Here is a 20287-nt window from a genome sequence, read left to right as displayed (position 1 = left end):
CTACTGGGCGAGGTCGCGACGCAGGCGGACAGCGTCGCGGAGGTACACGTGCGAGATCTCGTCGCGCGGGCGCTCGAGGTGGGCGTGCATCATCACCCGCACCACGAGCGGGAGCGCGCCGGGCACGTCCATCTCCTGCGCGCACATGAGCGGCACGGCGCCGAAGCCGAGCGCCCGGGCGGCGGCGGCCGGGAAGTCGCTGTGGATGTCGGGCGTGCACGTGAAGATCACCGAGATGAGGTCGTCGGTGGTGAGGGTGTTCTCCCGCATCAGCGCCTCGATGAGCTCGATGGTGCGCTCGTGCAGGTGGTCCTTCTCGTCGCGGTCCAGGGTGATGGCGCCACGGATCGCACGGATAGTCATGGCGACCATCGTATCGGCTGGCAGGGGGCGGGCAGGGCGCCCGCCGGGCCCGCTACATCCCCGCGGCGTCCATGAGCTTGCCCACCTCGACCGGCCCGAGCTCGCGCACCTCTCCCGGCGCGAGCGTGCCCAGGCGGATGGGGCCGAACTGCGTGCGGACCAGCTCGAGCACCGGGTGCCCGACCTTGTCGAGCATGCGGCGCACGATCCGGTTGCGACCCTCGTGGAGCTCGACCTGGACCAGCGACGAGTCGCCGGCCACGTCGAGGATGTGGCACGCCGTCGCGCGGACGGGTCCGTCCTCGAGGTCCACGCCCTGCTTGAGCTGCGTGCACAGGTGCTTGGAGACGCGGCCCTTCACCTTGGCGACGTAGATCTTCGACACGCCGTGGGTGGGGTGCGCGAGCCGGTTCGCGAGGTCGCCGTCGTTGGTGAGCAGCAGCAGCCCGGTGGTCTCGGCGTCGAGGCGGCCCACGTGGAACAGCCGCTCCTCGTAGTTCGACACGAACTGGTCGAGCGCCGGACGTCCCTGCGGGTCGCTCATGGTGCTCACCACGCCGAACGGCTTGTTGAGGATCACGGTGATGTGGCTGGCGTCCACCATGATGCGCTCGCCGTCGACCTCGATCACCACCTCCTCGGGGATGACGCGCACGCCCAGCTGGTCCACCACCTCGCCGTCGACGCGGACGCGGCCGCGCTCGATCAGCTCCTCGCACTTGCGGCGCGAGCCGACGCCCGCGGACGCGAGCACCTTCTGCAGCCGGATCCCCTCGGGACGGTGGATCTCGAGCTCGGCCATCAGCGGCCCTCCCCATCGATGTCTGCCAGGTCGGGCAGGTACGGTGCGAGCGGCGGCAGGTCGTCCAGGCTGGACATGCCCATGCGCTCGAGGAACTCGGTGGAGGTGCCGTACAGGACGGCGCCGGACATCTCCCCCACCTCGGTGACGAGCCCGCGCGCGGACAGCGTCTTCATGACGGAGTCCACGTTGACACCGCGGATCTGGGACACCTGGCCGCGCGTGACCGGCTGGCGGTACGCGACCACCGCGAGGGTCTCGAGCGCCGCCTGCGACAGGCGCGCGGACTGGCCGTCGACGATGAACCGCCCCACCACGTCCGCGTACAGCCGCGACGAGTAGACGCGCCAGCCGCCGTCGACCTCGCGCAGCTCGAAGCCGCGCGGCGCGTCGGGGTCGGCGTACTCGTCGCGCAGCGCCTCGAGCGCGGCGGTGACCTCGGCGACGGGCACCTCGACCGCCGCGGCGAGCTCCGCCGCGGGGACGGGCTCGTCCACCACCATGAGGACGGCCTCCAGCGCGCCCCGCAGCTCCATCGGGCTCACAGCCCCTCCCCATCCGTGCCCCGCGCGATCCCGGCGGCCTCGGAGGCGACGCCCAGCGCATCGTCCTCATCGAACTCCGCCGACACCTCGACGGCGGTCTCGCCGCCGGTCCACCGGACCGTCAGCTCGCCGAGGGAGCGTACCTGATCGAACGCGACCACGGCCTCGCGGAACAGCTCGAGCAGGGCCAGGAAGCGCGCGACCACCACGGGCGTGCCGTCCGCGTCGCGCACCAGCGTGCGGAACGTCACGGCCCCCTCGCGCTGGAGGCGGTGCGTGATGAGCGCGGCCTGCTCGCGGACGCTGACGGCGGGGTTGTGCAGGTGGGCGATGCTCACCGTGGGCGCTGCCTTGGGCTGCAGCGCGTGCGCTGCGAGCTGGGCCAGCTGCTCCGGGGTGACGGTCCACACGAGCTCGGGCAGCAGCATCGCGAACTGCGGCTCGAGGGTGACGTCGCGCGGCACCCGACGCGGCGCGGCGAGCATGCCCTCGAACGCGGCGGCGGCCTGCTTGAACGCGCGGTACTGCAGCAGGCGGGCGAACAGCAGGTCGCGCGCCTCGAGCAGCTCGAGGTCCTCGACGTCGTCCACCTCGCCCTGTGGCAGCAGGCGCGCGGCCTTGAGGTCGAGCAGCGTGGCCGCGACCACCAGGAACTCGGAGGCCTGCGACAGGTCCCAGTCGTCCTCGCGGGCGGCGATGGTCGCGAGGAACTCGTCGGTGACGCGCGCGATCGACACCTCGGTGATCTCGAGCTGGTGCTTCGAGATGAGGCTGAGGAGCAGGTCGAAGGGACCCTCGAAGTTGTCGAGGTGGACCTGGAAGCCCCTCGAGGACTCGGCCTCGACCTCGGCCGTCACGCTAGGCGGCGACCCCGCGCGCCACGAGCTCGCGGGCGAGCTGACGGTAGGCCTCCGCGCCGGCGTGCGACGGGGCGAACGTGGTGATGGGCTCCGCCGCGACGGTCGCGTCGGGGAACTTCACGGTGCGGTGGATCATCGTGTCCGTGACCTGGCCGCCGAACGCGTCGCGCACCCGCTCCACCACCTCCTGGGCGTGGAGCGTGCGGCCGTCGTACAGCGTGGGCACGATCGCGTCGATGGTGAGGCGCGTGTTGAGGCGGTCCTGCACCTTGCGGATGGTGTCGACCAGCAGCTTGACGCCGCGCATCGCGAAGTACTCGGCGGCCAGCGGGATCACCACGCCGTGCGCCGCGACCAGCGCGTTCACGGTGAGCAGGCCCAGCGAGGGCTGGCAGTCGATGAGGATCGCGTCGTAGTCGTCGAGCACCGGGCGCAGCGCGCGGGCGAGCGCGCTCTCGCGGGCCACCTCGCCCACCAGCTGCACCTCCGCGGCGGACAGGTCGATGTTCGCGGGCAGCAGGTCCAGGCCCGGCACCTTGGTCTCGAGGATGACCTCGCGGGTGGAGACGCCGGTCTCCATCAGCAGGTTGTAGACCGTGTTCTCGAGCGCGTCGGCATTGATACCGAGCGCCGCGGAGGCCGCGCCCTGAGGGTCGAAGTCGATGAGCAGCACCTTGCGGCCGTACTCGGCGAGCGCCGCGGCGAGGTTGACCGACGTGGTGGTCTTGCCCACCCCGCCCTTCTGGTTGCACAGCGCGATGACTCGCGCGGGACCGTGGCTGTCGAGAGGCTCGGGTGCAGGGAAGTCGGTCACGCGCCAACCTTACCGGTTGGTGACGGCGCGGCTCAGCGGGCGCGCGGGTGCGTCGCGGCGTACACCTCGCGCAGCGTGTCGCGCGTCACGAGCGTGTAGATCTGGGTGGTGGTGACGGACGCGTGACCCAGCAGCTCCTGCACCACCCGCACGTCCGCACCGCCGCTGAGCAGGTGCGTCGCGAACGAGTGGCGCAGCGTGTGCGGGGAGACGTCCGCGACGCCGGCCCGCTCGGCGGCGGCGCGAAGGATCGCCCACGCCGACTGTCGCGACAGCCGCCCGCCGCGGGTGTTGAGGAACAGCGCCGGGGTGCCGCCGCCCGCCTGCGCGAAGGCCGCGCGTGCGCGGACCAGGTACGCGTCGAGGGCCTCGACGGCGTAGCCGCCGACGGGGACGATGCGCTCCTTGCGCCCCTTGCCCCTCAGCAGCACGGTCTCCTCCCCGGGGGCGAGCTCGAGGTCGTCGACGTCGAGCCCCACGGCCTCCGAGATGCGCGCCCCGGTCGCGTAGACGAGCTCGAGCAGGGCGCGGTCGCGCAACGGCGTGCCGCCGTCCCCCGCGCCCGCCTGGGCGAGGATCCGCGCGACGTCCTCGACCGGGATCGCCTTGGGCAGGCGCTTAGGGATCGAGCGGGGCTTGACCTGCGCCGAGGGGTCCGCCACGGTCCATCCCTCGAGCACAGCGAAGCGGTGCCAGCCGCGGATCGCGACCACGGTGCGGGAGGCCGATGCGGGGGCGAGCGCGCGCCCGCCGTCGGCTCCCGTGCTCACCCCCTGGGCGAAGGCGGACACGTCCTCGCGGGCGACGTCCTTGAGGTCGTCGAGGCCGCGGGTCGCGAGGAAGGCCGCGTACCGGTCGAGGTCGCGGCGGTACGCGGCGACGGTGTTCGGGCTCAGCCCGCGCTCCACGGCGACGTGCGCGAGGTACGCGTCACGCTGCCGCTCGAGCATCGGTCAGCGGACCGAGAGGACGTCGGTGAGGAACGGGTCCACCATCACCGCCGCGAACACGATCGACAGGTAGGTGATCGACGCGTGGAACAGCCGCATCTCATGCAGCTTTGCCGCGCCTGCCTTCGAGCGCAGGTACAGGCGGACGCAGGCCGCGAGGAACCACGCGCCGGCTGCGGCTGCGACCGCGACGTACACCCACGTCATGTTCGCCACCCACGCGAGCGCGAGGCTGGTGGCGACCATCGCGGCGGCGTAGCCGACCATCTCGATGGCGACCTTGCGCGCGGGGGCGACCACGGGGAGCATCGGCACGCGGGCCTGCTCGTAGTCGCCCTTGAACTTCATCGACAGCGGCCAGTAGTGCGGCGGAGTCCAGAAGAAGATGATGAGGAACAGCAGCACGGGGGTCCACGACAGCGACTGGGTCACGGCGGCCCACCCGATGAGCACCGGCATGCAGCCCGCCATGCCGCCCCACACGATGTTCTGCGCGGTGCGGCGCTTGAGGATCATCGTGTAGACCACGGCGTAGCCCACGATCGCGACCACGTTGAGCACCGCGGCGAGGGGCGAGCCCACCACGAGCCAGAACCACAGCGTCGAGACCACGGACAGGACCCACGCGAACACGAGCGCGCCGCGCTCGGACACCGCGCCGGTCACCAGGGGGCGGCGGCGCGTGCGCTTCATCAGCGCGTCGATGTCGCGGTCCAGGTAGCTGTTGAACACCTGGGCGCCGCCCGCGGACAGCGCGCCGCCCACGAGCGTGCCGAGCAGCAGGCCCAGCGAGGGCCAGCCGTCCGCCGCCAGCACCATGGTCGGGATGGTGGTGACGAGCAGCAGCTCGATGATCCGGGGCTTGGTCAGCGCGACGTACGCGCCGATGGTCGCCGCCACCCGACGGGGAGCCGCGACGGGCACGGCGGCATGAGCCTCAGAGGTGGCGGTCGGCATGCGGACAAGTGTAACCGCGCACACCGGGACCAGGGTCCGTTGCACACGCGTCTCGCACCATGAGATGGCACCGTTTCCGCCAATGTGAACGTCCTACAAAGCGATGGGGCCCGGGTAGGCTGACCCCCGTACCCGCACACCTGTCAAGGGAGACCCCTGTGACCATCAACTGGACCGACACGGACCGTCGCGCCGTCGACACCCTCCGCGTCCTCGCCGCCGACGCCGTGGAGAAGGTCGGCAACGGCCACCCGGGCACCGCGATCTCGCTCGCGCCCGCCGCGTACCTCCTCTTCCAGAACGTCATGCGCCACGACCCGGCGGACTCGCACTGGCTGGGCCGCGACCGCTTCGTGCTCTCCGCGGGCCACTCCTCGCTCACGCTGTACCTGCAGCTCTTCGCGTCCGGCTACAACCTCGGCCTCGACGACCTCAAGGCGCTGCGCACCGAGGGCTCGCTCACGCCCGGCCACCCCGAGTACGGCCACACCGACGGCGTCGAGATCACCACCGGCCCCCTGGGCACCGGCATCGCGTCCTCCGTGGGCATGGCGATGGCCGCGCGCCGTGAGCGCGGCCTGCTCGACCCGAACGCGGCCCCCGGCACCTCGCCGTTCGACCACTTCGTCTACGTCATCGCCGGTGACGGCTGCCTCCAGGAGGGCGTCGCCCACGAGGCCTCGGCGCTGGCCGGCACGCAGGAGCTCGGCAACCTCATCCTCATCTGGGACGACAACAAGATCTCGATCGAGCACGAGACCGACATCTCCTTCACCGAGGACGTGCTGGGCCGCTACGAGGCGTACGGCTGGCACACGCAGTCGGTGTCCTGGGTCACCGAGGACGGCTACCAGGAGGACCCGCAGGCGCTCTTCGACGCGATCGAGGCCGCCAAGGCGGAGACCGGCAAGCCGTCGATCATCAAGCTGTCGACCATCATCGGCTGGCCGTCGCCCACCAAGCAGAACTCGGGCGGCGTCCACGGCTCCGCGCTCGGCGCCGCCGAGGTCGCGGGCCTCAAGGAGGTGCTCGGCTTCGACCCCGAGCAGTCCTTCGCTGTCGAGCCCGAGGTCCTCGCCCACATGCACCAGGTCAAGGAGCGCGGCGCCGCCGCCCACTCCGAGTGGAACGCCCAGCTGTCGCGCTGGGAGGCCGAGAACCCCGAGCGCGCCGCCCTGCTGTCGCGCCTGGTGACCCGCGCCCTCCCCGAGGGTTGGGACGATGCGCTGCCCACCTTCGAGGTCGGCAGCAAGGTCGCGACGCGCGCCGCGTCGGGCAAGGTCCTCACGGCCCTCGCCCCGGTGCTGCCCGAGCTGTGGGGCGGCTCGGCCGACCTCGCCGGCTCGAACAACACCACCATGGACGGCGAGCCGTCGTTCCTGCCCCCGCGCCGCGCCACCCACTCGTGGCCGAACGCCGACTGGTACGGCCGCACGCTGCACTTCGGCATCCGCGAGTTCGGCATGGGCGCCATCATGAACGGCATCACGCTGCACGGCCTCACCCGCGTGTACGGCGGCACCTTCCTGGTGTTCTCCGACTACATGCGCGCCTCGGTCCGCCTCGCGGCCCTCATGCAGATCCCCACCACCTTCGTGTGGACCCACGACTCGGTGGGCCTGGGCGAGGACGGCCCGACGCACCAGCCGATCGAGCACGTCGCGACGCTGCGCGCCATCCCGGGCCTCGACGTCATCCGCCCCGCGGACGCCAACGAGACCGCGGCCGCGTGGAAGGCGATCCTCGAGACCACCGACCGCCCCTCGGCGATCATCCTGTCGCGTCAGAACCTCCCGGTCCTCGAGGGCACCTCGACCGAGGGCGTCCTCAAGGGCGCCTACGTGCTCGCGGGCGCCGACGAGGACGCCGACGTGCTGCTCATCGCCACCGGCTCCGAGGTCGAGGTCGCCCTGGGCGCCCGCGACATCCTCGCCGGCGAGGGCGTCAAGGCCCGCGTAGTGTCGATGCCGTCGCGCGAGCGCTTCGCCCGCCAGGACGCGGACTACCGCGAGTCGGTGCTCCCCGCCGCTCTCAAGGCGCGCGTGTCCGTCGAGGCCGGCTCGGCCCTCGGCTGGCGCGAGGTCGTCGGCGACGCGGGCCGCACCGTGTCGGTCGACCACTTCGGCGAGTCCGCGGACGGCGCGCTGCTGCTGAAGAAGTACGGGTTCAACGCGGAGAACGTCGCCGCGGTCGCCCGCGAGTCGATCGCCGCCGCCGGCTGACGCATCGTCCACATGGAAGGGGGTCCCGCTCGCGGGGCCCCCTTCCGCGTCCCCGCCGCGCGCCGCCACCCTGTTTGCTTGCGCCGCAGTTCGCTCAGCACGGTCTCGCCGGCGACACCCCGGCGATCACGTGCCGATCACGGCGACACGCCGCGTTCCGCCATCTGAAACCGTGCCGAGCGAACAAGGCGCCGCAGGTCTCACCAGGTGGCGCCACCGCATCGTCCGCCCGCAATAGGATGGCGAGAGCACAGCCGCCTGGCTCGATGTCCCCCCTGGAAGGTTTCCCAGCGTGAACAATCCCCTGCGCGATCCGCGCGACCGTCGCCTGCCCCGCATCGCCGGCTCCTGCGGCCTGGTCATGTTCGGCGTCACCGGCGACCTGGCCCGCAAGAAGCTCATGCCCGCGGTCTACGACCTCGCCAACCGCGGCCTGCTTCCCCCGGCATTCGCGCTCACGGGCTTCGCGCGCCGCGACTGGGACGAGCAGGACTTCGCGCAGGTCGTCCACGACTCCGTGAAGAAGTACGCGCGCACGCCGTTCCGCGAGGAGACGTGGCAGCAGCTGGCCGAGGGCATCCGGTTCGTGCAGGGCACGTTCGACGACCCGGAGGCGTTCCGGCGCCTGCGCGACACCGTCGAGGACCTCGACCGGGAGCGCGGCACCGGCGGCAACCACGCCTTCTACCTGTCCATCCCGCCGTCGGCATTCCCCCAGGTCATCACGCAGCTGCGCGAGTCCGGGCTGTCGGACCCCCGCGAGGGCACCTGGCGCCGCGTGGTCATCGAGAAGCCGTTCGGCCACAACCTCGAGTCCGCGGAGCAGCTCGACGCCGTGGTCTCGGACGTGTTCCCGCCCGACTCGGTGTTCCGGATCGACCACTACCTGGGCAAGGAGACGGTGCAGAACCTGCTCGCGCTGCGCTTCGCGAACCAGCTGTTCGAGCCCATCTGGAACTCCCAGTACATCGACCACGTGCAGATCACCATGGCCGAGGACATCGGCATCGGGTCGCGCGCCGGCTACTTCGACGGCATCGGCACCGCCCGCGACGTCATCCAGAACCACCTGCTCCAGCTGTTCGCGCTCACCGCGATGGAGGAGCCCGCGTCCTTCGAAGCGGACGACCTCCGCATGGAGAAGGAGAAGGTGCTGCGCTCGGTGGTGCTGCCCGAGGACCTGGGCGAGGGCACCGCGCGCGGCCAGTACGCGGCGGGCTGGCGCGGCGGCGAGCAGGTGGGCGGCTTCCTCGACGAGGACGGCATCTCCCCCGACTCCATCACCGAGACCTACGCGGCGATCCGCCTCGACGTGCCGAACCGCCGCTGGGCGGGCACGCCGTTCTACCTGCGCGCCGGCAAGCGCCTGGGGCGCCGCGTCACCGAGATCGCGCTGGTGTTCAAGAAGGCGCCGTCGCCGCACTTCCAGGAGGTCACCGGCAGCGACACCGGCTCGAACGCCCTGGTGATCCGCGTGCAGCCGGACGAGGGCGTGACCCTGCGCTTCGGCTCCAAGGTCCCCGGCACCGCGATGGAGGTGCGCGACGTCACCATGGACTTCGCGTACGGCAACGCGTTCACGGAGAGCTCGCCCGAGGCGTACGAGCGCCTCATCCTCGACGTCCTCCTGGGCGACCCGCCGCTGTTCCCCCGTCAGGAGGAGGTCGCGCTGTCCTGGAAGATCCTCGACCCCATCACCGACTTCTGGGAGACCCAGGGTCAGCCCGAGCCCTACCGCAGCGGCACGTGGGGCCCCGCGGGCGCGGACCAGATGATGGCCCGCGACGGACGCGTCTGGAGGCGCCCATGATCATCGAGATCCCGAACACCACCACCGGCGAGATCAACAAGCGCCTCATCGACTCGCGCAAGGAGGGCGGCGTCATCACGCTCGCCCGCGTGATGACGCTGGTGATCGACGCCACCGGTGCGGACGCCGAGCAGGCGATCGCCACCGCGAACGTCGCGTCGCGGGAGCACCCGTGCCGCATCATCGTGATCGCGCCCGGCGCCTCCGAGGAGGCCCGCCTCGACGCGGAGCTCCGCGTGGGCGGCGACGCGGGCGCGTCCGAGGTGATCGTGCTGCGTCCCTCCGGCGCGCAGATCGGCCACGACGACACCCTGGTCACCCCGCTGCTGCTGCCCGACGCGCCCATCGTGGTGTGGTGGCCGGCCGCGGTGCCCGACAACATCGGCTCCTGCTCGCTGGGCCAGATGGCGCAGCGCCGCATCACGGACACCAAGGGCGAGCCGGACCCGATCGGCACGCTGCTGTCGCTCGGCACCACGTACCGTCCCGGCGACACCGACCTCGCGTGGACCCGCCTCACCCGCTGGCGCGCGCTGCTCGCGGTCGCGCTCGAGCAGATCCCCGACCCGCAGGTGACCCGGGCGCGCATCCACGGCGACACCAACAGCCCGTCGATCCTGCTCCTGGGCGCGTGGCTGAAGCGCGCGCTCGATTGCGAGGTCGAGGCGGAGTACGACGACTCCGTGGCCGCGCTCCAGAGCATCACGCTCGAGACGCCGTCCGGCCCGATCTCGATCAGCCGACCCGACGGCCACAACGCCCGCATCACGCAGCCCGGGCAGCCCGACCACGTCATCGCGCTGCCCGCGCGCTCGCTCGAGGAGGCGCTGGCGGAGGAGCTGCGCCGCCTCGACTCCGACGAGATCTACGGCGAGGCCCTCGCGTCCTTCACCGCGGAGACGGTGGTCCCGCTGTGACCGGCGACCACGCGACCCGCGTGGTGGTGCACCCGTCCGCCACCGCAGTGGCGGAGGCGACCGCCGCGCGGCTGCTCCTCACGATCGTCGACACGCTGTCCGTGCAGGATCGCGTCGATGTGGTGCTCACGGGCGGCACCGTGGGCATCGAGACGCTCGCCGCGGTGTCGCGCTCCCCCCTGGCCGCGGCCATCGACTGGACCAGCGTCCACGCGTGGTGGGGCGACGAGAGGTTCGTGCCCGCGGGCGACCCCGACCGCAACGAGGGTCAGGCGCAGGCCGCGCTGCTCGGCGCGCTCCCGATGCCGGAGGAGAACATCCACCGCATGGGCGCCTCCACCGAGTTCCCCTCCGCCGAGGAGGCCGCCTTCTCCTACGCCGAGGACATCGCCGTCCAGGGCGCGCCCGACTGGGACGTGCTCATGCTCGGCATGGGCCCCGACGGCCACGTCGCCTCGCTGTTCCCCGGCCACCCCGGCTACGCGGAGCGCGGCGCCGAGGCGATCGCCGTCCACGACTCCCCCAAGCCCCCGCCCACGCGCGTCTCGCTCACGCTCGAGTCCATCCGTCGCGCCAAGCGCGTGTGGATCGTGGCCGCAGGAGCCGCGAAGGCCGACGTCGTCGCGCGCTCGCTCCACGGCGACCTCAAGCTTCCCGCCGCCGCGGTGCGCGGCACGGTCGAGACCCTGTGGCTCGTGGACGCCGAGGCGGTCGCGAAGGTCTGACTCCCGGGTTCGCTGCGCACGGTCTCAGATCCGACACCCCGGTCGACCGGGCGGTTCCCAGGCGGGCGCGCGGCGTGGCGCCGGCCGGACCGTGCGCAGCGAACTGAGGGGCTAGTGGCGCTTGCCCATGAGCAGGTCGCGGCCCTCGGCGTCGACGCCCTCGCGCGCCGGCAGCCGGTCGCGCACCGTCGACACGATTCCCTCGATGTCGAACTCTGCGGGCTTCGCGTAGATCTCCTCGCCGTCGGCGCGGAACGTGAACACGCCCTTGCGCCCGGTCTTGAGGGTCACGCCCGCGATCGCGTTGCCGAACTCCTCCAGCAGGCGCGTCTGCGCCTCGGTCGCGCGCGGCAGGTAGCCGCAGGGCACGCAGTACTCGATCTCGATCTGCACGGTGGTTCCTTTCGTTCGTGCTGGTGCCAACCGTAGCGGGGCCCGCGGGATTCCCCCGACCCGCGCATCGTCCCTTCTCCCCCGGGACGATGCGGCGGCCGGGGGCCCCTGGAACGCGCGACAGGGCCGCTCCCCGGGTGGGGAACGGCCCTGTGATCAGCGAGCTTGCGCTACTCCGCGACCGCGAGGTCGCCGCGACGCACGCGAAGCGCGGACAGCGCCTCGTCCAGGAGGGCGGCGCCCTCCTCGTCGCTGCGACGCTCCTTCACGTACGCGAGGTGCGTCTTGTAAGGCTCGTTGCGGATCGGCTCCGGAGGGTTGTCCGGGTCGAGTCCACCGGGAAGGCCGCAGCGCGGGCAGTCCCACTCGACCGGGATCTCCTGGTCGTCACCGATTGCGAAGCTCGGCGAGGTCACGTGACCCCGTGCACAGTAATAGGAGACGACCTGACGCGGCGCGGATTCGCCCCGCTCGTCCTCTCCCATGGGTCCGGCGCCTACGCGCGAACCTCGGATGGCGTTGCCCCCTGCCATGGGTACGACCTCCGTCGACTAGCTAGATGGAGAACTTGGACGTGAGGCCGAGCAGCACGACCACCGCGAACCAGACGATCGCGACCGTCCAGGTGATGCGGGTGAGGTTGCGCTCGCCCACGGCGGACGACTGCACGCCCGACGCGAGGCCGCCGCCGAACATGTCGGTGATGCCGCCGCCACGACCGCGGTGGATGAGCACCAGCGCGATGATGAGCAGCGAGGTCACGACGAGCATGACCCAGAGGATGGTCTCGAGGATGTCCACTGTTCTCCCAGATGATGGATTGCGCTCACAAGGATACGCGACGCGAAGGGCCGGACCGGCCCACGATGGGGCCGGTCCGACGCCTGCTTGCAGCGCGACTTACAGCGCGACGTTGTGCGCCTTGAAGCGCGCGATCTTGGAGAACTCCTCCGGGTCGAGCGAGGCGCCGCCGACGAGCCCGCCGTCGACGTCGGGCTCGGCCATGAGCTGGGCGATCGACGAGGACTTCACCGAGCCGCCGTAGAGGACGCGGACGCCGTCAGCGAGCTCGGCGTCGTAGAGCTCCGCGAGGCGGCCACGGATGGCCGCGCAGACCTCCTGCGCGTCGGCCGGGGTCGCGACCTCGCCGGTGCCGATGGCCCACACGGGCTCGTAGGCGATGACGACGTCCTTGGCCTGCTCGGCCGGGAGTCCCTCGAGCGCGCCGTCGACCTGGGCCAGCGTGTACTCGACGTGCGTGCCCTCCTTGCGGATGTCGAGGCCCTCGCCCACGCAGACGATCGGCACGATGCCGTGCTCGAACGCGGTCTTGGTCTTGGCCGCCACGATCGCGTCGGTCTCGCCGTGGTACTGGCGACGCTCCGAGTGGCCCACGGCCACGTAGGAGACGCCCAGCTTCGACAGCTGGGTGCCGGAGACCTCGCCCGTGTAGGCGCCCGAGACGTGCTCGGAGATGTCCTGCGCGCCGTACTTGAGCTCGAGCTGGTCGGCGTCGACGAGCGTCTGGACCGAGCGGAGCGAGGTGAACGACGGCAGGACCGCGACCTCGACCTCGGAGAAGTCGTGCTTGGCGTCACGGAGCAGCCAGGCGAGCTTCTGGACGGTGTGCGTCGCCTCGAGGTGGTCGAGGTTGAGCTTCCAGTTGCCGGCGATCAGCGGGGTACGTGCCATGGGTCAGTCCTCCAGAACGGCGAGGCCCGGAAGGACCTTGCCCTCGAGCAGCTCGAGCGACGCGCCGCCGCCCGTGGAAATGTGGCCGAAGCCGGCCTCGTCGAAGCCGAGCAGGCGCACGGCCGCGGCGGAGTCGCCGCCGCCCACGACGGAGAAGCCGTCGGAGTCGATCATCGCCTGCGCGACGGCCTTGGTGCCGGCCGCGAAGGCGTCCATCTCGAACACGCCCATGGGGCCGTTCCAGACGATGGTCTTGGCGTCGGCGAGCTTGGACGCGAACAGCGCGGCCGAGTCGGGGCCGATGTCGAGGCCCATGCGGTCCGCGGGGATCGCGTCGGCGGCGACCACCACGGCGTCCGCGTCGGCGGCGAACCTGTCGGCGGCGACGATGTCGGTCGGGAGCACGATCTCGACGCCGTTCTCCTCGGCGGTCGCGAGGTAGCCCTTGACGGTGTCGATCTGGTCGCCCTCGAGCAGCGAGGTGCCGACCTCGTAGCCCTTGGCCGCGAGGAACGTGAAGACCATGCCGCCGCCGATGAGCAGGCGGTCCGCCTTGGTGAGCAGGTTGGCGATGACGCCGAGCTTGTCGGAGACCTTCGAGCCGCCGAGGACCACCGCGTACGGGCGGGCCGGGTCGGTGACGGCCTTGCCGAGCGACACGACCTCCTTCTCGACGAGCGTGCCGGCGGCCGCGGGCAGCACCTTCGCGACGTCGTAGACCGACGCCTGCTTGCGGTGAACCACGCCGAAACCGTCCGAGACGAACGCGTCGGCGAACGCGGCGAGCTCGGCGGCGAGCGACTCGCGCTCCTCGTCGACCTTCGAGGTCTCGCGGGCGTCGAACCGCACGTTCTCGAGCATCGCGACCTGGCCGGGCTCGAGCGCGGCGACGGTGGCCTTGGCGGACTCGCCGACCAGGTCCTCCGCGAGGGTGACGGGGCGGCCGAGCAGCTCCGCGAGGCGCGCGGCGGCGGGCGCGAGCGAGTATTTGTCCTCGGGCGCGCCCTTGGGGCGGCCCAGGTGCGCGGTGACGATGACGGCGGCGCCGGCGTCGAGCAGCTTCTGGATGGTGGGGACCGAGGCGCGCACGCGGCCGTCGTCCGTGATGGTGGTGCCGTCGAGCGGGACGTTGAGGTCCGAGCGGACCAGCACCTTCTTGCCGGCGAGGTCGCCGAGCGAGTCGATGGTCTTCATTGAGGTTCCGTTCCTGCGAGATGGGAAGGGGTGATGCGGGGTGACGCGACGACGGCCGCACACGTCAGAGCGTGCGCGGCCGTCGATACGAGTCTCTCGAGAGAGTGCTTAGATGCGCTCGCCGACGTACTCGGTGAGCTTGACGAGCGACGAGGAGTAGCCCCACTCGTTGTCGTACCAGGACACGATCTTGACGGTGGTGCCGCCGGAGACCTTGGTGAGCTTCGCGTCGAAGATCGACTGGTGCGGGTCGCCCACGATGTCCGAGGAGACGATCTCGTCCTCGACGTAGGAGAGGGTGCCGACCATGGTGGACTCGGCGGCGGCCTTCACCGCGGCGTTGACCTCGTCGACCGTGACCTCACGCGACGCCTCGAAGGTGAGGTCGGTGGCGGAGCCGGTGATCGTCGGCACGCGCATCGCGAAGCCGTCGAGCTTGCCCTTGAGCTCGGGGAGCACGAGGGCGACGGCCTTGGCCGCACCGGTCGAGGTGGGGACGATGTTCTGGGCGGCGGCGCGGGCGCGGCGCATGTCGCGGTGCGGGCCGTCCTGGAGGTTCTGGTCACCCGTGTACGCGTGGATCGTGGTCATGAGGCCACGCTCGATGCCGATCGCGTCGTTGAGGGCCTTCGCGACGGGCGCGAGGCAGTTGGTGGTGCAGGACGCGTTCGAGATGATGTGGTGCGCGGCCGGGTCGTAGTCGGTGTGGTTCACACCCACGACGAAGGTGGCGTCCTCGTTCGACGCGGGGGCCGAGATGATGACCTTCTTGGCGCCGGCCTCGATGTGGGCCTTCGCCTTGGTGGCGTCGGTGAAGAAGCCGGTCGACTCGATGACGATGTCGGCACCCAGCTCGGCCCAGGGGAGGTTGGCGGGGTCGCGCTCGGCGAGGGCCTTGATGGCCTTGCCGTCGACGTAGATGTTCTCGTCGTCGTGCGTGACGGTCTTGGGGAAGCGGCCCAGCACGGTGTCGTACTTGAGGAGGTGCGCCAGGGTGGCGTTGTCCGTGAGGTCGTTGACACCGACGATCTCGATGTCTGCACCCTGCGCCTCGATGGCGCGGAAGAAGTTACGTCCGATGCGGCCGAAGCCGTTGATACCGACCTTGATGGTCACTGTTGTGTCTCCTCCGGTGCGCCGCCGGGGCGACGCGATAGTGGATGGTGGGATGCGCACCTCGACGTGCGCCGGACGCCGCCGCGGGGCGGGCCACTGCTGATGAGCCTACAACGTTTCGCGAGGGCCTCCCAGCGGACAGAAGTCCCAGGTGTGACCGCTCACGGGCCGCTAATCGTCCTCGAGGAGCTCCTGCGAGATGCCCGCCTCGGTGTCCGGGATGCCCAGCTCCTCCGCACGCTTGTCGGCGGTGGCGAGCAGGCGGCGGATGCGGCCGGCGACGGCGTCCTTGGTGAGCGGCGGGTCGGCGAGCTTGCCGAGCTCCTCGAGCGAGGCCTCGCGGTTGGCCAGGCGCAGCTCGCCCGCCTCGCGCAGGTGCTCGGGGAGGTCCTCGCCGAGGATCTCGAAGGCGCGCGCGACGCGCGCGCCGGCGGCGACGGCCGCCCGGGCGGAGCGGCGCAGGTTCGCGTCGTCGAAGTTGGCGAGGCGGTTGGCGGTGCCGCGCACCTCGCGGCGGGTCCGCTTCTCCTCCCACTGGAGCACCGAGTCGTGCGCCCCGAGGCGGGCCAGCAGGTTCGCGATCGCGTCGCCGTCGCGGATCACCACGCGGTCGACGCCGCGCACCTCGCGCGACTTTGCGCCGATGCCGAGGCGGCGGGCCGCCCCCACCAGCGCGAGCGCGGCCTCCGGGCCGGGCGACGTGACCTCGAGCGCGGAGGAGCGGCCGGGCTCGGTGAGCGAGCCGTGCGCGAGGAACGCGCCGCGCCACGCGGCCACCGTGTCCTCGATGCCGCCGCCGACCACGTGCGGGGGCAGCCCGCGCACGGGACGGCCGCGGTGGTCCAGAAGGCCGGTCTGGCGGGCGAGCGACTCGCCCTCCTTGACCACGCGCACCACGTAGCGGTTGCCCTTCTTGAGCGCGCCGCCGGAGACCACGATGATCTCGGAGCCCAGGCCGTACGTCTCGCCGATGTAGCCGCGGAGGCGCCTCGCGGCGGCCGCGGTGTCGAGCTCCGCCTCGATCACGATCCGCCCGGAGACGATGTGGAGGCCGCCCGCGAACCGGAGGGTGGCGGCGATCTCCGCCTTCCGTGCGGACACCTTCTCGACCGGGACGCGCGCGAGCTCGTCCTTCACCTGTGCCGTCAAAGCCATGGCGCCAATCCTGCCATCTGTCAGCCGGTGACAGCGCCGTGACCGCGCACCGAGGCGACCAGCGACTGGTACCGCTCCCGCAGGAGCGTGACGTCGTGGCGGTCGAGCGTCCCCTCCTCCCGCAGCGGCGCGGCGACGTACCGCGCCCCCCAGGACTCGACCGCGGCCCTCAGCGCAGCATCGTCCTCCGACGCGTCGACCAGGACCACCGCGGGCACGAAGGCGGGTGCGGCGGCCCGCAACGCCGCGACGTCGTCGATGCGCGAGGTGCCGGCGGTCTCCTCGTCCTCGTCCGCGATGTTGAGCGTGAGGATGGTGCGCGGGCCCGCCTCGACCAGCGCGGCGGCCACTCGCGGCACCAGGAAGTGCGTGAGCACGGACGTGTACCAGCTGCCCGGGCCCAGGATCACGGCATCGGCGGAAGCCAGCGCCTCGAGCGTCGCGGCCGGCACCGCGGGGTCCGCCGGCTCGATCGCGAGCGAGCGCACGCGCCCCGGTGCGGTCGCGACCGCGACCTGCCCCGTCACGCGCAGCGGCCCGTCGGGGCAGTCGACCTCCGCGCTCACGGTGATCGGCTCGGTGGACACCGGCAGCACGCGGCCCTCCGCGCGCAGCAGGCGCCCCACCCAGTCCAGGCCCTCGACTATCCCGCCCGTGCGGTCCCACAGTCCCGCGATGAGGAGGTTGCCCACCGCGTGGCCGTCGAGCGGGCCGCCGGTCGCGAAGCGCCACTGCAGCACGTCGCGCCAGGTGCGGCCCCAGTCGGTGTCCTCGCACAGCGCGGAGAGCGCCATGCGCAGGTCGCCGGGCGGCGGCACCGGCATCTCCGCGCGGATGCGACCGGAGGACCCGCCGTCGTCCGCGACGGTCACCACCGCGGTGATGGAGTCGCACGCGCCGCGCAGCGCCGTGAGGGTCGCGTAGAGGCCGTGGCCGCCTCCCAGCGCGACCACGTGGGGCCCGGTCAACGCGGCTCCCTGTCCCGGTGGGTGACGCGGACCTGGTAGCCGCGCTCCCCCAGCACGCGGCCCAGCTCCTCCGCGATCGCGACCGAGCGGTGCTTGCCGCCCGTGCAGCCCACGCCGATGGTCACCGAGTGCTTGTCGTGCGCGCGGTAGCGGTCGAGCACGCCGGAGATCACCTCGGCGTAACCGGACACGAAGTCGCGCGCGCCGTCCGAGGCGAGCACGTAGTCCCGCACCGGCGCATCGAGCCCGGTGAGGGGACGCAGCTCGGGCTCCCAGTGGGGGTTCTGCAGGAAGCGCACGTCGGCGACGAAGTCGGCGTCGCGGGGCGAGCCGTTCTTGAACCCGAACGACTGCACGTTGACCTGCAGCGGCCTCTCGGTCTCCCCCGACGTCTCCGTCATGACGTCGCGCAGCTGGTGGACGTTGAGGTCGGACGTGTCGACCACCTCGGTGGACCGCTCGCGCACCTCGGCCAGCGCGGACCGCTCGCGCGCGATCCCCTCGAGGATGGTGCCGTCGCCCTGCAGCGGGTGCGGCCGGCGTGCCTCCTCGAAGCGGTGGACCAGCGTCGCGTCGGACGCGTCGAGGAACACCAGGCGGACGGTGATGCCGCGCTCCTCGAGGTCGTCGAGCACCGCGATGACGTCCTGGAAGAAGTCGCCGCCGCGCACGTCCACCACGGCGGCGAGCCGGTGGTGGCGACCGCGTCCCACCATCTCGACCAGCCCGGCGAGCAGCTGCGGGGGCAGGTTGTCGACCACGTACCAGCCCAGATCCGCCAGCGCCGCGGCGGCCTTGGTGCGGCCGGCGCCGGACATGCCGGTGAGGACCATGACCTCCGCGTCGACGCCCGACATGTCGAGCGAGGGGCGCGGGATGCCGGAGGGGAAGGTGACCGGGGGGACCTCGTCCATCATGCGTCCAGCATGCCAGCCTCGCCCCGCAGAGCCTGGTAGACCGTCCGGGCGGTGCCCGATCCCACGCCGGGCACCAGCGCGATCTGCTCGATCGAGGCCTCCTTGAGCCGCGCGAGCGACCCGAAGTGCGTGAGCAGCGCCTTCGCGCGGCCGGGCCCGACGCCCGGCACCTGGTCCAGCTGCGACACCTTCATGGCCTTGGTGCGCTTGGCACGGTGGTGCTTGATCGCGAACCTGTGCGCCTCGTCGCGGACGCGTTGGAGCAGGTACAGCGCCTCGGAGCCGCGGGGCAGGATCACCGGGAAGTCGTCGCCGGGCACCCACACCTCCTCGAGGCGCTTCGCGAGCCCCACCACCGCGATGTCCGGCACCCCCACCTCGTCGAGCGTCCGCCGCGCGGCGTTCACCTGCGGCAGGCCTCCGTCGACCACCACCAGCTGCGGCGGGTACGCGAACCGCGCGGTCTCGCGCTCCTCGGGCGGCAGCTGCGACTCCTCGAGGTAGCGCTTGAACCGCCGCGACAGCACCTCGTGCATCGCCGCCGTGTCGTCGACCGCGTCCGCGATGGAGAACTGGCGGTACTCGGGCTTGCGCGCGATCGCGTCCTCGAACACCACCATCGAGCCCACCTGGTTGGTGCCCTGGGTGTGGGAGATGTCGTAGCACTCGATCCGCAGCGGCGCCTCGGCGAGCCCCAACGCCTCCTGGAGCTCCTGCAGCGCCGCGGACCTCGTGGTGAGGTCCGAGGCGCGCCTCAGCCGGTGCTGCTCGAGCACCTGCACCGCGTTGCCGTGCCCCGTCGAGGCCAGCTCGGCCTTCTTCCCCCGGGCCGGCACGCGCATCGTCACCTTGGCGCCCCGTAGACCGGACAGCCACTCGGTGAGGACCGCGTGGTCCTCGGGCAGGTGCGGGACCAGCACCTCGGGCGGGATCTCCTCTGCGTCGGCGGCCCCGTAGGCCTCCTCGAGCAGGCGCACCACCATCCCGGCGGGCCCGAGCGGCTCGGGCTTGTCGACCACCCAGCCGCGCTCGCCCGCGATGCGGCCGTCCCGGACGTGGAACACGTGGGCCGCGGCCTCGAGCTCGTCGTCCTCCAGCGAGAAGATGTCCGCGTCCACGCCCGCGTCCAGCACGATCGCGTTGCGCGCCATCACCGCGTCCAGCGCGCGCAGCCGGTCCCTGGCCCGCGCCGCGGACTCGAAGTCCTCGCGCTCGGCGGCCGCGTGCATCGTGGAGGTGAGATCCCTCACCAGCGACTTCGCGTCGCCCGCGAGCACCTGGCACACGCGCTCGGCGAGCTCCCGGTGGTCCTCCTCGGAGATGCGGCCCACGCACGGCGCGGCGCACTTGTCGATGTAGCCCAGGAGGCACGGACGCCCCTGCCGTTCCGCCTTGCGCAGCACCCCGGGCGCGCACGTGCGCACCGGCAGCGCGGTGAGCAGCGTGTCGACGGTCTCGCGGATGGCCCACGCCTTCGCGTACGGCCCGAAGTACCGCACGCCCTTCTTGCGCTCGCCCCGCATCACCTGGATCCGCGGGTACCTCTCGTTCATGGTGACGGCGAGGTACGGATACGACTTGTCGTCGCGGAACACCACGTTGAAGCGCGGGTCGTACTGCTTGATCCACGTGTGCTCGAGGATGAGCGCCTCGACCTCGTTGCGCACCACCGTCCATTCGACGGACGATGCGGTGGTCACCATCGCGCGCGTGCGCGGGTGGAGCTGGGCCGGGTCCTGGAAGTAGTTGGCCAGGCGCGCGCGCAGGCTCTTCGCCTTGCCCACGTACACCACCCGGCCGTGCGGGTCCCGGAACCGGTACACGCCCGGCTTGGTCGGGATGGTGCCGGTCGCGGGACGGTACGAGGCGGGATCGGTCACGTCGCCA

At 71.9% G+C, this 20287-nt stretch carries 21 protein-coding genes; 4 read left to right on the top strand and 17 right to left on the bottom strand.

Annotated features, from left to right (window positions below):
• From aroH to AOM05_RS11145, 7 genes are read right to left on the bottom strand one after another with little or no spacing between them, the layout of a single operon-like run.
• Nucleotides 1-363, bottom strand: a complete 363-nt coding sequence (gene aroH / locus AOM05_RS11175; RefSeq protein WP_062522262.1) for a chorismate mutase — start codon at nt 361-363, stop codon at nt 1-3.
• Nucleotides 364-415: 52 nt separating this feature from the next.
• Complete coding sequence (locus AOM05_RS11170) at nt 416-1165, bottom strand: pseudouridine synthase (protein ID WP_062522259.1); 750 nt, start codon at nt 1163-1165, stop codon at nt 416-418.
• On the bottom strand, nt 1165-1701 hold the full coding sequence (scpB, locus tag AOM05_RS11165; protein ID WP_174442367.1) for an SMC-Scp complex subunit ScpB: 537 nt from the start codon (nt 1699-1701) through the stop codon (nt 1165-1167). The genes AOM05_RS11170 and scpB overlap by 1 nt, the downstream gene beginning before the upstream one ends.
• A gap of 5 nt (nt 1702-1706) precedes the next feature.
• Entirely contained in the window at nt 1707-2567 is an 861-nt protein-coding gene (locus AOM05_RS11160) for a segregation and condensation protein A (protein WP_082097472.1), read from the bottom strand.
• A 1-nt stretch (nt 2568) separates the two neighbouring features.
• Entirely contained in the window at nt 2569-3384 is an 816-nt protein-coding gene (locus AOM05_RS11155; protein WP_062522255.1) for a ParA family protein, read from the bottom strand.
• Nucleotides 3385-3416: 32 nt separating this feature from the next.
• A complete protein-coding gene (locus AOM05_RS11150) occupies nt 3417-4334 on the bottom strand; it encodes a site-specific tyrosine recombinase XerD (RefSeq protein WP_062522253.1) in 918 nt (305 codons plus the stop codon).
• A gap of 3 nt (nt 4335-4337) precedes the next feature.
• Complete coding sequence (locus AOM05_RS11145; RefSeq protein WP_082097471.1) at nt 4338-5291, bottom strand: heme o synthase; 954 nt, start codon at nt 5289-5291, stop codon at nt 4338-4340.
• A gap of 140 nt (nt 5292-5431) precedes the next feature.
• Between AOM05_RS11145 and tkt the strand changes: the two genes are divergently transcribed.
• The 4 genes from tkt (at nt 5432) to pgl (ending at nt 10965) form a co-directional block, all read left to right on the top strand.
• Complete coding sequence (tkt, locus tag AOM05_RS11140) at nt 5432-7513, top strand: transketolase (RefSeq protein ID WP_062522300.1); 2082 nt, start codon at nt 5432-5434, stop codon at nt 7511-7513.
• A gap of 292 nt (nt 7514-7805) precedes the next feature.
• Entirely contained in the window at nt 7806-9323 is a 1518-nt protein-coding gene (gene zwf / locus AOM05_RS11135; RefSeq protein WP_062522249.1) for a glucose-6-phosphate dehydrogenase, read from the top strand.
• The gene (locus AOM05_RS11130) at nt 9320-10240 is read left to right on the top strand and encodes a glucose-6-phosphate dehydrogenase assembly protein OpcA (RefSeq protein ID WP_062522247.1); all 921 of its coding nucleotides are present in this window, start codon (nt 9320-9322) and stop codon (nt 10238-10240) included. Before zwf ends, AOM05_RS11130 begins: the two co-directional genes overlap by 4 nt.
• A complete protein-coding gene (gene pgl, locus AOM05_RS11125) occupies nt 10237-10965 on the top strand; it encodes a 6-phosphogluconolactonase (protein WP_062522245.1) in 729 nt (242 codons plus the stop codon). The genes AOM05_RS11130 and pgl overlap by 4 nt, the downstream gene beginning before the upstream one ends.
• Before the next feature lie 111 nt (nt 10966-11076).
• Here pgl and AOM05_RS11120 read toward each other — a convergent pair whose 3' ends face one another.
• From AOM05_RS11120 to uvrC, 10 genes are all read right to left on the bottom strand, one after another.
• Nucleotides 11077-11358: a SelT/SelW/SelH family protein gene (locus tag AOM05_RS11120; RefSeq protein WP_062292198.1), complete on the bottom strand. Its 282-nt coding sequence runs from the start codon at nt 11356-11358 to the stop codon at nt 11077-11079.
• Nucleotides 11359-11528: 170 nt separating this feature from the next.
• On the bottom strand, nt 11529-11891 hold the full coding sequence (locus AOM05_RS11115) for an RNA polymerase-binding protein RbpA (protein ID WP_062522243.1): 363 nt from the start codon (nt 11889-11891) through the stop codon (nt 11529-11531).
• Nucleotides 11892-11913: 22 nt separating this feature from the next.
• Complete coding sequence (secG, locus tag AOM05_RS11110; protein WP_062522241.1) at nt 11914-12159, bottom strand: preprotein translocase subunit SecG; 246 nt, start codon at nt 12157-12159, stop codon at nt 11914-11916.
• A gap of 99 nt (nt 12160-12258) precedes the next feature.
• Nucleotides 12259-13050, bottom strand: a complete 792-nt coding sequence (gene tpiA / locus AOM05_RS11105) for a triose-phosphate isomerase (protein ID WP_062522239.1) — start codon at nt 13048-13050, stop codon at nt 12259-12261.
• Nucleotides 13051-13053: 3 nt separating this feature from the next.
• The gene (locus AOM05_RS11100) at nt 13054-14244 is read right to left on the bottom strand and encodes a phosphoglycerate kinase (protein WP_062522237.1); all 1191 of its coding nucleotides are present in this window, start codon (nt 14242-14244) and stop codon (nt 13054-13056) included.
• Nucleotides 14245-14352: 108 nt separating this feature from the next.
• Nucleotides 14353-15360, bottom strand: a complete 1008-nt coding sequence (gene gap / locus AOM05_RS11095) for a type I glyceraldehyde-3-phosphate dehydrogenase (RefSeq protein ID WP_062522235.1) — start codon at nt 15358-15360, stop codon at nt 14353-14355.
• 171 nt (nt 15361-15531) lie between these two features.
• Complete coding sequence (gene whiA / locus AOM05_RS11090) at nt 15532-16515, bottom strand: DNA-binding protein WhiA (protein WP_062522233.1); 984 nt, start codon at nt 16513-16515, stop codon at nt 15532-15534.
• A 20-nt stretch (nt 16516-16535) separates the two neighbouring features.
• The gene (locus tag AOM05_RS11085) at nt 16536-17483 is read right to left on the bottom strand and encodes a gluconeogenesis factor YvcK family protein (protein ID WP_062522231.1); all 948 of its coding nucleotides are present in this window, start codon (nt 17481-17483) and stop codon (nt 16536-16538) included.
• The gene (gene rapZ, locus AOM05_RS11080) at nt 17480-18400 is read right to left on the bottom strand and encodes an RNase adapter RapZ (RefSeq protein WP_082097469.1); all 921 of its coding nucleotides are present in this window, start codon (nt 18398-18400) and stop codon (nt 17480-17482) included. Before rapZ ends, AOM05_RS11085 begins: the two co-directional genes overlap by 4 nt.
• Nucleotides 18397-20280 carry an excinuclease ABC subunit UvrC gene (uvrC, locus tag AOM05_RS11075; RefSeq protein WP_062522229.1) on the bottom strand — a complete coding sequence of 628 codons (1884 nt, stop codon included), beginning with the start codon at nt 20278-20280 and terminating at the stop codon, nt 18397-18399. Before uvrC ends, rapZ begins: the two co-directional genes overlap by 4 nt.
• Nucleotides 20281-20287 lie beyond the last annotated feature (7 nt).

The sequence above is a fragment of the Demequina silvatica genome, assembly GCF_000971215.1.
In the GTDB taxonomy this organism is placed as follows: domain Bacteria; phylum Actinomycetota; class Actinomycetes; order Actinomycetales; family Demequinaceae; genus Demequina; species Demequina silvatica.
The sequence above is the reverse complement of the archived record's forward strand: the minus strand, read 5'-3'. Positions and strand labels throughout refer to the sequence as shown.